10 protein-coding genes and 1 pseudogene are annotated in these 12,221 nt (G+C 71.4%); 4 read left to right on the top strand and 7 right to left on the bottom strand.

Going from position 1 to position 12,221, the window contains the following annotated elements; genetic code table 11:
- Positions 1–64: 64 nt before the first annotated feature.
- Positions 65–964, bottom strand: coding sequence for a LysR family transcriptional regulator (locus A3IC_RS61155; protein ID WP_020557511.1), 900 nt, complete (start codon positions 962–964; stop codon positions 65–67).
- Between the two features lie 94 nt (positions 965–1,058).
- Here A3IC_RS61155 and A3IC_RS0149685 point away from each other — a divergent pair, with 94 nt between their 5' ends.
- Positions 1,059–1,796 (top strand): SDR family oxidoreductase, encoded by a 738-nt coding sequence (locus A3IC_RS0149685; RefSeq protein ID WP_020557510.1) that lies wholly within the window; start codon positions 1,059–1,061, stop codon positions 1,794–1,796.
- Between the two features lie 148 nt (positions 1,797–1,944).
- Here A3IC_RS0149685 and A3IC_RS0149680 read toward each other — a convergent pair whose 3' ends face one another.
- On the bottom strand, positions 1,945–2,442 hold the full coding sequence (locus A3IC_RS0149680; protein ID WP_020557509.1) for a cupin domain-containing protein: 498 nt from the start codon (positions 2,440–2,442) through the stop codon (positions 1,945–1,947).
- A gap of 150 nt (positions 2,443–2,592) precedes the next feature.
- On the opposite strand from A3IC_RS0149680, the gene A3IC_RS0149675 reads away from it, so the two are divergent.
- On the top strand, positions 2,593–3,198 hold the full coding sequence (locus tag A3IC_RS0149675; protein WP_245599992.1) for a dihydrofolate reductase family protein: 606 nt from the start codon (positions 2,593–2,595) through the stop codon (positions 3,196–3,198).
- Between the two features lie 197 nt (positions 3,199–3,395).
- On the opposite strand, the gene A3IC_RS0149670 is transcribed toward A3IC_RS0149675, so the two are convergent.
- The 3 genes from A3IC_RS0149670 to A3IC_RS61150 form a co-directional block, all read right to left on the bottom strand.
- A complete protein-coding gene (locus A3IC_RS0149670) occupies positions 3,396–3,737 on the bottom strand; it encodes a VOC family protein (RefSeq protein WP_026219665.1) in 342 nt (113 codons plus the stop codon).
- Between the two features lie 225 nt (positions 3,738–3,962).
- Positions 3,963–5,324 (bottom strand): glutaminase A, encoded by a 1,362-nt coding sequence (gene glsA, locus A3IC_RS0149665; RefSeq protein ID WP_020557506.1) that lies wholly within the window; start codon positions 5,322–5,324, stop codon positions 3,963–3,965.
- A gap of 240 nt (positions 5,325–5,564) precedes the next feature.
- Entirely contained in the window at positions 5,565–6,500 is a 936-nt protein-coding gene (locus A3IC_RS61150) for a LysR family transcriptional regulator (protein ID WP_020557505.1), read from the bottom strand.
- Positions 6,501–6,792: 292 nt separating this feature from the next.
- Between A3IC_RS61150 and A3IC_RS0149655 the strand changes: the two genes are divergently transcribed.
- The gene (locus A3IC_RS0149655) at positions 6,793–8,163 is read left to right on the top strand and encodes an MFS transporter (RefSeq protein ID WP_026219664.1); all 1,371 of its coding nucleotides are present in this window, start codon (positions 6,793–6,795) and stop codon (positions 8,161–8,163) included.
- A 126-nt stretch (positions 8,164–8,289) separates the two neighbouring features.
- Here the strand turns inward: A3IC_RS0149655 and helR are convergent, their stop codons facing one another.
- The gene (helR, locus tag A3IC_RS0149650) at positions 8,290–10,443 is read right to left on the bottom strand and encodes an RNA polymerase recycling motor ATPase HelR (protein ID WP_026219663.1); all 2,154 of its coding nucleotides are present in this window, start codon (positions 10,441–10,443) and stop codon (positions 8,290–8,292) included.
- Positions 10,444–10,637: 194 nt separating this feature from the next.
- Positions 10,638–11,038 (bottom strand): annotated as a pseudogene (locus A3IC_RS73990) (nucleotide disphospho-sugar-binding domain-containing protein); the annotation flags it as partial.
- Between the two features lie 699 nt (positions 11,039–11,737).
- Here A3IC_RS73990 and A3IC_RS0149640 point away from each other — a divergent pair.
- Entirely contained in the window at positions 11,738–12,142 is a 405-nt protein-coding gene (locus A3IC_RS0149640; protein WP_020557501.1) for a DUF3224 domain-containing protein, read from the top strand.
- The last annotated feature ends 79 nt before the right edge of the window (positions 12,143–12,221 follow it).

Below are 12,221 nucleotides of genomic sequence, written 5' to 3'. Positions count from 1 at the left end.
GTCGTGGGCGGGCGTGACGAGCTGGTGGTGGCCGAACGCGTGGTGCAGCCGGCGCCCCGACCGGCTACTCCATGGTGGCAGCCGTCGGCGCGGTGTCCGGAATCAGCCGCGTGGCGGTGCGGATCAGGCCGGCTAGGGCGAGTGAGCGGCTGTGCGGGGGCCAGGCGATGTGGGTGTGGACGGGCGGTGCGTCGGTCAGGGGCACGGCGGCGTGCTCGTGCCATAGCCAGGTGCGCGCGGAGTCCGGGACGACGGCCATGGTGCGTCCGAGGGCGATCAGCTGGGCCAGCTGCGTGTGGTCGCGGACTTCCGGGCCTGGCCCGGGTGCGTAGGCGCCGTGTCGTGGCCAGCGGGCGATCGGGAGATCGGGGACGTCGCTGATGTCGGCCATGGACAGAAACTTGCGCGTCGCGAGCGGGTGCCTTGCGGGTAGGACGGCGATCCGCCCTTCGGTCAGCAGTTCCTCGCTGTCGAACCCGGCCAGGGAGTTGAACGGCGCGATGAGGAGCGCGACGTCGGCGCGACCGTCGCGCAGCATCTGCTCCTGCTCGGTGAAACCGCCGGCCAGCACCTCGATCTCGGCGGCGTCGGGCTCGGCGGCGTAGGCGTCGAGCAGCCGCTGCAACAGATCGTGGGAGGCGGCGGCCTTGACCGCGATGACCAGGCGTTCTCGGGAGCCGCCCGGATGGTCTGTGCTGCCGGAGCGGCGGGTGCGTCGCGCCGCGGCGGCGGTCGCGTCCAGGGCCGCGCGGCCCTCGTGCAGCAGCACCTGGCCGGCGCCGGTCAGGCGCACGCCGCGGCGGTCGCGGTCCAGCAGACAGACCCCGAGGCGTTTCTCGAGCCGCTGGATGGCTCTGGACAGCGGCGGCTGGGCCATGCCCAGGCGTTCGGCGGCGCGGCCGAAGTGCAGCTCCTCGGCAACGGCGATGAAGTACCTGAGCTCGCGGGTCTCCAAGGCGTCCACGGCTGTCCCCTTTCTGGGCTGATACCTGGTGGGTATCGTAAGATACCGCTTCGGTGTTGGACGCTCCGCTCGGCTGAGGGCGAGCATCGACGGCATGAGCAAAGCGAAGATCGCGCTGGTTACCGGCGCGAACAAAGGCATCGGGTACGCAATCGCGGCCGGTCTGGGCGCCTTGGGACACCGCGTGGGCGTGGGAGCCCGTGACGAAACCCGGCTCGGGGCCGCTGTCGAGAAGCTGCGCGCCGCCGGGGTCGACGCGTTCGGCGTGCCGCTGGACGTGACCAGCCGACGCAGCGTCACCGAGGCCGCCGAACTGGTCGAGCTGGAGGCCGGGGGCCTCGACGTCCTGGTCAACAACGCCGGCATCTCAGGGGAGATGGGGCCGGGGTGGGCCCAGGATCCGACCAGCCTGGATTCCGACGTGGTCCGGACGGTGGTGGAGACCAACGTGCTGGGCGTCATCCAGGTGACCAACGCGATGCTGCCGCTGCTGCGGCGCTCCAGGTCGCCCCGCATCGTCAACGTCTCCAGCGCCGTCGGCTCCCTGACCCGGCAGGCGGACCCGGACATCGACATCGGTCCGGTCATGGCGGCCTACGCGCCGTCGAAGACGTTCCTCAACGCCGTCACCGTGCAGTACGCCCGCCAGTTCGCCGGCACGGGCATCCTGATCAACGCCGCCTGCCCCGGCCTGGTCGCGACCGACTTCACCGGCTTCCACGGACCCCGCACCCCCGAGCAGGGCGCAGCCACGGCGATCCGGCTCGCCACGCTGCCGGACGGTGGCCCGACCGGTTCGTTCTTCGAGGACGACGGGACCATCCCCTGGTGACCCCGCGCCACGAACCACCCTGACGGACGATCTACACCACAGACACCCGCCCACGACCAGCGAGAGCACCCGAGAACTGCGTCACAAGCGACAGAGAAGACGGCATTACGCACGGCGGCAGAGCGGTTGAACGTCAACCCCCACCCCCCTACCCCCCGAGATCCACCCACTGATTGTCATGACGCAGAAAGAACTGCGCGCGCTCCTTCTCCGTAAGGTGTTCCAGTTCCGGCACCCCCTCGAAATACGCCTCACGAGGCGCGCCGGGGGCGAACTGGAGCAGCATCGAGGCCGGCTCCCCCGATTCGTTGCGGAACGCGTGCAGGCCACCCACGGGCACGTACAGGAAGTCGCCGGCCTTGGCGTCGCGCCACGCGTTGCCGTCGAACAGCCGAATCGTGCCGGACAGTACGAAGAAGGACTCGGAGATGGTGCGGTGGAAGTGCGTGCCCGGGCCGCTGGGCACCGCGTGCATGTCCACCCGGTACAGCCCGAACTCGCCGTCCGTGGAGTCGGCCGTGGCCAGGTAGTGATAGCTCGCACCGGCCGTGGTCAGTTCCGGCGGATGCCCAGCCGGGCGGAAGCGGGCACTGACTTCGCCTCCCTCGCCGTGGTAGCGGGCCTCGGGATAGGTCGGATACGACATTTCGTGGCTCCTCGTGACCTGTGTGAAGCACGGAGTGTGTGGCTCGACGTCGTGGTGGGAACTGCGGAAGGATCTCTCCCGCACCGATGAGTTTCCGGCCGGCCGGCAGTCGAAGCGTGTGACGGCGCGGAAACCATGAAGGGCACTGCCATGAAGCTCATCCTCACCACCTTTCTCACCCTCGACGGCGTCTACCAGGCCCCTGGTGGCCCGGAGGAGGACCCCAGCGGTGGATTCGAGCACGGCGGTTGGTCGGTGCCGTACGGCGACGAGGATTTCGGGCGGTTCATGACCGACGTCATCGGCCGGGCGGACGCCTTCCTGCTCGGGCGCCGGACGTACGAGATCTTCGCGTCGTACTGGCCGAAGGTGACCGACCCCGCCAATCCCATCGCCACCCGGCTCAACGAGCTGCCCAAGTACGTCCCCACCGGCACCCTGGCCTCGGCCGACTGGGCGAACACCAAGCTGCTCGGCGGCGACCTCGCCGAGGAGGTCGCCGCGCTCAAGGAGCAGGACGGCCACGAACTCCAGATTCACGGCAGCGGAGCCCTGGCCGGCGCGCTGCTGCGGCTCGGCCTGATCGACACGATGCACCTGCTGACGTTCCCGGTCGCCGTGGGCTCCGGCAAGCGACTGTTCGTCCCCGGCGTACAGCCGACCGCCTTCACCCTCACCGAGTCGCGCGCCACCGCGACCGGCGTGGTCCTCAACTCCTACGAGCGGCTCGGGGCCCCCACATACGGCTCGTACTGACAACACGTGGCCGATATCGAAGCCACCCAATCCGAGCCCAAGTCACCACCCGCGTCTCCACCCCCCGTGACGGCAATCCCCGACGTGCGGCGAGGCCGACACCCTCGGGTGCCGGCCTCGCCGGTCGTGCCGCGCTCGGGACGCGTCATGGCGCTTTGCCGCCCGGACCGGTGCCCAGGCCGTTACTCGGCCCCGGATCAGCCCTGAATCAGGCCGATGGGGTTGTCGTCGGCGTCCTTGAGAACGGCGGTCCGCTTGCCGCCGCCGACATCCTTGACCTCGTGTACGGACTCCGCGCCACCCTCGACCAGGGACTTGTAGGTCGCGTCGATGTCCTCGACGTGCCAGTAGGCGATCGGGCCGCCGGCCCACTTGGCGTGGCCGTTGGGGTCCAGGCCGATGTCCTGGCCGGCGACCCGGTAGCCGACGTAGTAGACCTCGTCCACCACCGGCTCCACCCCCAGGATTCGGCTGTACAACTCCTTGGCCTTGGCGAGATCGCGGACGGGATGGATCACCGTCTTGATACCTGCGGTCATGATGTGCTCCTCAGGGGCTTCCGGACTCGGGTTCCGGAGGTCGGCGATGGCTTCGTGCGGGGACCGTTTTTCCGATCCGACAACGATGTGACCCATGCCGACCCGGGAATGTGACCGCTCGCCGAAAGAATCTCTCGGCCCCACGACAGCAAGCCGGGCGCCCCACTCGAACCGCGTTCCCGGGGCCGCCCGCGGACCGCACGCGGGGACCGCCCGCGAACCGCGTCACCCGGACGGCTGCGCCGCCGTCGTCGCGAGCAGCCGGTCCTCGCACCAGGCGACGGCCTCCGCCCGGCTGCGGAACGGGGTCCACGGCGCGGGGTCGGCGACCGGGTCCAGCAGCGGTTCCCGGGCCGCGATGGCGAGCTCGTGGCCGGTGGAGGCGAGACCGGCCAGCGCGGAGCCGAGCATGGTGGCGGGGCCGACGGCGATCCGGGTGACCCGGTCCAGGTCCAGCACGATCCAACCGGGTGCGTCCGGCACGGACTCGCGGAGCGCGTGCAGCAGGTGCTCCGTCTCGGTGAATTCCAACACCCCCTGGGCGCGGATCACCACGATGTGGTGCCCCTCGCGGTCGAGGACGGCACGCTCCCCCGGGGTGCGGGCCCGGAAGGAGGGCTGGTCGAGCGCGGTGGTGACCTCGGTGACGGTCGCGATGTGTCGGCCCGGTTGGTGCATCAGGTGCAGGGCGAAGCGTTGGGAGAGTTCGGTGAGCGCGACCACGCCGCGTACCGGGTTGCCCGCGCGATCCAGTGGCGGGCTGTGCACGGCGATGCCGAAGCGCGCGGGGCTGCACGCGATCAGGCCGCCGGACACCCCGCTCTTGGCGGGCAGTCCCACTCGCAGCAGCCATTCGCCGGCGGTGTCGTACATCCCGCACGTGGCCATCACCGCGAGTGCCCGTACCGCCACCGGTTCGGCGATCACCCGGTCGCCGGTGACCGGGTTGACGCCGCCGTTGGCCAGCGTCGCGGCCATCACCGCCAGGTCGGCGACGCGGACCCGGATCGAGCACTGGCGGAAGTAGGTGCGTACGGTCTCGTCCACGTCGCCGGACAACGATCCCGCGCCGCGCATCAGGTAGGCCAGGGCCCGGTTGCGATCTCCCGTTTCGACCTCGGAGCGGTACACGTCCTCGTCGACGTCCAGGGAGCGACCCGCGAACGCGGACAGGCACGCGAGGATGCGCTCGAATCGATCCCGCGGGTCCGCCGCCGGGACCAGCGAGGTGGTCACGATGGCGCCGGCGTTGACCATGGGGTTCGCCGGGCGACCGGTGCCCGGTTCGAGGCTGATCGCGTTGAACGCCTCGCCGCTGGGCTCCGCGCCGACTCGGCGGCTCACCTCGGCGGGACCAAGCTCGGACAGCGCGAGCGCGTACACGAACGGTTTGGACACGGACTGGATGCTGAACGGCTCGTCGATGTCGCCGGCGCTGTAGCAGTGGCCGGACATGCTCACCAGGGCCAGCCCGAATGTCCGCGGGTCGGCCGAGGCCAACTGCGGAATGTAGTCAGCGACTTCGCCGTCGGCAATGGCGCCGAGCCGATCGTGGATCTCGGCCAGGGAGGCGTTCACCGGATCCATGACACCACGCCACCCACGCCGTCCACGTCATCCACGTCATCCACGAACCGAAGCCCATCCCGTCGTCGCCGCACCATCGCACTCCCATCCACCGATCCCGATCCCGACTCCGACCCCGATTCCCGCAACGGAGGGTGACCGCCGGCTTCCGAACGTAAACGCTCGTCGTGGTCGACCCCCGTCCTCGGCAGGGCGGCCGGGCCGGGAGCCCGGCCGAGCCGGACGGCGCCGGCTGTCGGATCACGGCCCCGTGCGCGCGCTCGCGAGCGGGGTGACCGGTCCCGTGGTGCCGGGTGTCGGGGCGGCCGCCGCGTAGAGGACTTCGCGCAGGCCCGGGAGGGATTCCCGGTCCGGACGCCAGACCAGACGCAGAGTCAGATCGGGGGCGTCCAGGGCGAGTCGGATCAGCTTGCCGGAGGCGAGTTGGTCGGCGACCGCGAAGGCCGGCAACAGGGCGACGCCCAGGCCCTGTTCGGTCCACGCCCGGATGACCGCGACGCCGCCGACCCGGACCTGTTCCACCTCCGTGCCCAGGAGTCGATCACCGGCCAGGCGGAACGAGCAAGCCGCCACGTTGACCAGGAGCCGGTGACCGCGCAGATCGTCGCCGGTGATCTCGGAGCGGCCGCCGAGCGGGTGGCCCGGCGCGGCCACCAGGGCCAGCCCGATCGGCTCCAAGTCGACGAACGCCAGCGCGGCCGGCGGCGGTTCGAAGCCCAGCTCGCCGAGCCAGGTACCGGTGTCCAGGACCAGCGCCGCATCGAGGCGTCCGGCGGCCACGGCGGCCAACAGGTCATCGCGCGTACCGTTCGAACCGACCTGGACCCGCAGGTCGGGTCGGCGCGCACCGAGCCGGGCCAGTACCGGTGGCACGTGCGTCGCGGCGATGCTCTCCAACGCACCCAGTCGCAGCAGCGGCGCGGCCTCGGCGACCTCGCGGCGGGCCTGATCGGCCTGGTCGAGCAGGCGGTGGGCCCAGTCGCGCATGCGCTCGCCGGCCGAGGTGAGCGTCATTCCCCTGGGACCTCGGTCGAACAACGCGACGCCGACCGACTTCTCCAGCACCCGGATCTGTTCGGAGACCGACGAGGGCGCGATGCCCAGCGCGTTGGCGGCGGCGGTGACGGTCCCGGTCCGGATGACCGTCTCGAACGTGCGGAGCCGGCGGAATTCCATGGTCCGGCAACCTCGGCACAGCGTTCGGATATTCCGAACGAGGCATGCGGCACAGCCGGTCGAGCCGAATCCAGCGCGGCCGCACAGTGGTTGTCCTCGATCCGTTCCCGCTGCCGATGCCGGTCTCGGCGGTATGCCCCGGTATCGAGCCCGGTCGGTAAACCTGCCGACGGGCCGGACTCCCGCGCGATCGCAGTGCCGCACCTTCGCCGTACCGCGCAATCGCGATACCGCGCGATCGCCCTGTCGCGCCTTCGCCGTGCTCACCCCACCCATCCTTGGAGAACTCTCGATGACTGTCGTCGATTCACCCGTTTCCACCCGGCCCGCGCCGACGGCACGCTCTCGTACGGTCGCCCTCCTGGGCATCGCGCTGGGCTATTTCATGGTGCTGCTCGACCTGACCGTGCTGTCGGTGGCCGAGCCGGATCCGGCCCGGTCACTGGGCAGTTCGGTGGCGGGTCTGCAATGGGTGGTGTCCGGGTACACCGTCGTATTCGGTGCGCTGCTGTTGACGGCGGGCGCGATGTCCGACCGGTTCGGTGCGCATCGGGCATTCCGGGTGGGCATCGTCGCGTTCGGCCTCGGCTCGCTGCTCAGCGCCTGGGCGCCGGACCTGTGGACCCTGGTGGCCCTGCGCGCACTGCTCGGCGTGGCCGCCGCCGCGTGCGTACCCGCGTCGATGGCCACGGTCACCACGCTGTATCCGGTGCCGGCCGAACGGGCCAGGGCGGTCGCGGTCTGGGCCGCGCTCAGCGGCGCCGCGCTCGCGGTGGGACCCATCGTCGGCGGACTGCTGGTCGACGCGTTCGGCCGGCGGGCCATCTTCCTGATCAACGTGCCGCTCGCCGCACTCACGTTGGCCCTGACGGCCGGGCGAACGGTGCGCTGCCCGAAGGGGGTACGACCGATCGACTGGACCTCCCAGCTCGCCGCGTGCGTGACGCTGGGGCCGGCCACCGATGCCCTGATCGCGGCGGGCTCCGGCAGCGCGACGCACGCGGCGGGCTCGGGCGCGGGCGCGGTGCTCGCCGGGCTGCTGTTCGCCGGGTCCGAGCGGCGCAGCGCCAACCCGGTACTGGCCCCGGCGATCCTGCGCTCGCGTGGCACGGTGTCCGCGTTGCTCGCGGGCGCGGCGGTCAACTTCGCGATGACCGGACTGCTGTTCGTCCTCCCGTTGTTGTTTCGGCAGAGCCTGCACATGTCGCCGTTGGAGACGGGTGTCGCGTTCCTGCCGATGACCCTGCCGTTCGCGGTCAATCCGCTGCTGACCGGCCGAATCGTGGCCAGGTCGGGGGCGCGTGGGCCGATGCTCGCCGGATTGGGCCTGTTGACCGCGGGCAGCGTCGTGTTCGCCGTGGCCGTGCTGACCGGCTCGGCCTATCCGGTCCTGGCCATCGGCCTGCTGTGCACCGGCTTCGGCGTCTCCTTCGCGCTCCCGGCGCTGGTCACCACGGTCATCACCACGGCCCCCGAGGGCACGGCCGGCGCCGCCGGCGGCCTCCTCAACGCCGTCCGCCAGATCGGCGCGACGCTCGGCGTCGCCGCGATGGGCGCCTTCGTCAGCGTCGACGGCGCAGCCGACCCCCACGACCTGGTCTGGGCCCTGCTCCTGCCGGCCGCACTGTGCGCGGCCATGACCCTCGCGGTACGCCGCCGCTGACTCGACCGTCCCGCACCCGCGCCCGGACCCGATCCACCCGCACCCGCACTCGCCCCGCCCGCCCGCACCCGCCCGCCCGCACCCGAAACGGCACCGGCCGGTCCGGGAGCGGGCGTTCGCCCGACCTCAGGAACTCGTGAGTACGACCAGCTCTCGGGTGGCTCGGGTCATCGCGACATAGCGGTCGACCGCCCCTTCGATGCCCGTGCCGAACGCCTCCGGATCGATGAGGACGACCAGGTCGAACTCCAGCCCCTTGGACAACCCCGGGGTCAGCGACCGCACGCGGGACGTCGACCGGAAGGCGGGATCGCCGATGACGCAGGCGATCCCCTCGGCATGGGTGGCGAGCCAGGTGTCCAGGATCGAGTCCAGTTCCGAGACGGATCCGTGTACGACGGGGACGCCGCTGCTGCGGATGGAGGTCGGCACGTTGGCGTCCGGGAGCGCGGCCCGGATGACCGGCTCGGCCTGCGTCATGATTTCCTCCGGCGTCCGGTAGTTGATGCTCAGGGAGGCCAGGTTGATCCGGTCGAGCCCGATCCGCTCGAGCCGTTCCTGCCACGACTCGGTGAACCCGTGCCGGGCCTGGGCGCGGTCCCCGACGATGGTGAAGCTCCGGGACGGGCACCGCAGCAGCAACATCTGCCATTCGGCGTCGGTCAGTTCCTGGGCCTCGTCCACGACGACGTGCGCGAACGGACCGGCGAGCAGATCCGGTTCGAGGCCGGGCTGCGCGGACTCGTCGACCAGGGATGCCCGTAGGTCCTCACCGCGCAGCATCGTCACCACACCCTCACCGTCGTCGTCGGCCTCCAGCAGGGCGTCGACGACGTGGGACATGTGCTCGCGCTCGGCGGCGACGGCGGCCTTGCGTCGGCGCTTGCGGCGCGCCGCCTCCGGGTCGCCGAGCCGCAGTCGTGCCGCGTCCAGGAACGGCAGGTCGGACGCCGTCCAGGCATGGGCGTTCCCGCGCTGCAACTTCCGCACGTCGTCGGGGTCGAGCCAGGGGGCACACATCCGCAGGTAGGCGGGTACCGTCCACAGGTCTCCGACGATGTCGGTCGCTTCGAGCAGTGGCCATGCCCGGTTGAAGGCCGTGAGCAGTTCACCGTTCCGCGCCAGGGACCTGCGGAGCAGGTCGGGCGAAACCTCGTCGTCGTCGTGCTTGTCCACCAGGATCGTGAGCAGTTCCTCCCAGATCGACTCGCGTGCCTCGTTGTGCGCCATACCGGGTTCCGCCGCCTCGAACGCCTCGGCCCAATCGCGGACGGTCAGCCGGATGTCGGACCAGTGGGTCGTGATCGTCATTCCCTTGGTGGGCGGCTCCTCGTAGAACCGCACGGCCTTCTCGATCGCCCGCACCAGGTCCGCGGACGACTTCAGGAGGGCGACCCCCGGGTCGGCCTCGACCCCCGCCCCGGCTCCCTCGGCGACGAGATCCCGCAGGGTGCAGGTCTGCACGCCCTCCTCGCCGAGGCTGGGAAGGACGTCGGCGACATAGTTCAGGTAGGGCTGGTGCGGGCCGACGAACAGCACACCGCCGCGGCGGTGACCCAGGCGGGGGTCGGAGTAGAGAAGGTAGGCGGAGCGGTGCAGGGCGACGACGGTCTTCCCCGTACCGGGACCGCCGTCGACGACGAGAGCACCGCGGGATCCGGCGCGGATGATGGCATCCTGGTCGGCCTGGATGGTACCGAGCACGTCGCGCATCCGGGGCGAGCGATTGCCGCCCAGGCCGGCGATGAAGGCGGACTGGTCGTCGAGGGCGGCATGCCCGACGAACCCATCCGGGGTGAACACCTCGTCCCAGTAGTCGCTGATCCGGCCGCGGGTCCAGCGGTACCTGCGCCGGCTTGCCAGGCCCATCGGGTTGCCGTGGGTGGCTCCGAAGAAGGGCTCGGCCGCGGGGGTGCGCCAGTCGACCAGCAACCGACGCCCCGCGCTGTCGGTGAGGCCGAGACGTCCGACGTACACGGGCTCGGGGTCGTCCGCGCCGACCATGTGTCCAAGGCACAGGTCCAGGCCGAAGCGACGCAGCGCCCGCAGGCGAGTGGTCAGCCGGTGGATCTCGATGTCCCGGTCCATCGCCTGCCGACCCTTGCCGCCGGGCGCCTTGCGCTCGGCGTCGAGGCGGTCGGACAGGTCGGCGATCGACTGCTCCAGGCACTGCGCGATGGCCGCGAAGTGTTGCTCGTCGTCGGCCGTCAGCGCCGGATCGGCCTTGGCCGAGAGGTGGTCGGGAAGGTCGAACGCGCTGCTGGTGGTCAGGGGGTTCACGGCATCGGCTCCGATCTGGGGTCGCGGTGCGACCGTGGCGCGTGGCAGGGGGTTTCGGATCGTCGTGACGAACCCGGTGGCGGGGACGGGCGGCAAAACCGCGCCCGAAGTGGCCCCGTGGCCGTCGTCCGTCCCGGCCGCCGGGGTGTGTGGGTTCTCGTGTTCCTGGTTCCGGCTCGACGATCTCGCGTGGGTCACACGGACCCCGGCGACCTGTCCCGGCCGGCCGCGTCGGGCGGCAGCCGCGCGGCCACCGTCGCGCCGTCGGTGCGGATCGTGCCGGCCACGGCGGTCGCGCGTGCGCGGGTCCGGGGGGTCAAGGCCGTCGCGAGCGCGGCGGACAGGGACTCGAAGGTCGGAGCCGGGCCCTCGTGTGCCGCGCCGATGCCCAGGGCGGCCGGCCGGCCCGGTACGGCTGGTCCGCGATCCGCGGGACCACCACCCGAGGCGCGCCGGCCCGGGCGGCCGTCGTCGTGGCGCCCGCGCCGCCGTGGTGCACGACGGCGGCCACCCGGCGAACCAGTGCCTGCCGGGCCTGTTGGCCGGCCTCGCCGACGGCGAAGCAGTCGACCCGCTCGTCGATCGGGGCCAGGTCGATCACCACGTCCCGTGCGCCGGCCGGCATCAGGCCGGCTGCCGGCAGCGCGTCACTTCCCTCGGCCGCCGCGGCGAGTGTGTCGAACCGCGCGGCGACCGGCTCGGGGGCGAGCCGGAAGGCGTCACGCGCCGTCGGTGCCTTCGTGCCGGCGACCACCGAGCGCACCGTCGGGCCGAGCGGCGCGGCCCGCACACCGACACGCGCCGCCAGGGCCGACAGGGCCGCGAACGCCTCGTCCGGCGGCGCGCACACCCGCACCTGCGCGCCGAGGTCACGCGACTTCACCGCCGGCACCGCCAACGGCTCGGCATCTCCGCGCGATCCCCACGTCATCGACAACACTCGCACTTCGCGACTCCAGGTTCCGCCGGTTTCCACGTTCGGCCGCCGATTCTGCGGTACCACCGGGGCCTTGCCGCAAGCCCCCCGACGCGCTATAAGTTGTTCATGGCGGGGAGAGTCGGATCCCTCGCCCTTTTTCGTATCCGGTGTTCGTATCCGGTGAACGGACGACCCCCTCGCGAAGCGGCGGCGCGCCGCACCCGGCCATACCGCCGTCGGTCCGAGCAGCGGGACTTCCACGCTACGACGGCGGGTGTTCACCACGGCACGCGATCACGCGTCGGCGATGGGCGTTGTCGGATGCGTGTGCAAGGCTGCGGCGTGACACGGTAGGCAACGATCGAGGGTGGCACCATGACTACGGCAGCTCGCGGTTCCTTCGAACTCACCTCGTTCGAACCGGAGACGGTCGACGAGGCCGACCCGGGCGCCGCGCTCGGCCGGGTGCGGATCACCAAGACCTTCGCCGGCGACCTGGTCGGTACCAGCTCGGTGCACATGCTCTCGGTGAACGACCTCGACGGCAACCCCGCCGCCTACGTGGCCGTGGAACGCTTCGCCGGCGAATTGGCGGGCCGCAAAGGCTCCTTCGTCCTCCAGCACAGCGCACCGGGGAGCGGCGGCGAGCACCTGGCCATCCGCGTGGTCGCCGGCACCGGGTCGGACGAACTGGCCGGCATCGGCGGCACGCTCGACATCGTCCGTGCCGAGGACGGCGGCCACACCTACGTCCTGAACTACACGCTGACCACGTCCTGAACCACACGCCGGCCTGAGTCGAGGCTCCGGGATCGATGCCGCGGCGTCCGCTTGACCGGCGATCCGGGGGCGATCTAAC

Origin of the sequence: Embleya scabrispora DSM 41855, assembly GCF_000372745.1 — a bacterium.
In the GTDB taxonomy this organism is placed as follows: domain Bacteria; phylum Actinomycetota; class Actinomycetes; order Streptomycetales; family Streptomycetaceae; genus Embleya; species Embleya scabrispora.
Note: the sequence above shows the minus strand (reverse complement) of the source record. Positions and strands in the feature narration are given on the sequence as shown.

What these genes read in the sequence shown, in the direction of transcription:
- A3IC_RS0149685 (WP_020557510.1), top strand. Translation starts at nt 1,059, where the DNA reads ATGAGCAAAGCGAAGATCGCGCTGGTTACCGGCGCGAACAAAGGCATC.
- A3IC_RS0149680 (WP_020557509.1), bottom strand. Translation starts at nt 2,442, where the DNA reads ATGTCGTATCCGACCTATCCCGAGGCCCGCTACCACGGCGAGGGAGGC.
- A3IC_RS0149675 (WP_245599992.1), top strand. Translation starts at nt 2,593, where the DNA reads ATGAAGCTCATCCTCACCACCTTTCTCACCCTCGACGGCGTCTACCAG.
- A3IC_RS0149670 (WP_026219665.1), bottom strand. Translation starts at nt 3,737, where the DNA reads ATGACCGCAGGTATCAAGACGGTGATCCATCCCGTCCGCGATCTCGCC.
- glsA (WP_020557506.1), bottom strand. Translation starts at nt 5,324, where the DNA reads ATGGATCCGGTGAACGCCTCCCTGGCCGAGATCCACGATCGGCTCGGC.
- A3IC_RS61150 (WP_020557505.1), bottom strand. Translation starts at nt 6,500, where the DNA reads ATGGAATTCCGCCGGCTCCGCACGTTCGAGACGGTCATCCGGACCGGG.
- A3IC_RS0149655 (WP_026219664.1), top strand. Translation starts at nt 6,793, where the DNA reads ATGACTGTCGTCGATTCACCCGTTTCCACCCGGCCCGCGCCGACGGCA.
- A3IC_RS0149640 (WP_020557501.1), top strand. Translation starts at nt 11,738, where the DNA reads ATGACTACGGCAGCTCGCGGTTCCTTCGAACTCACCTCGTTCGAACCG.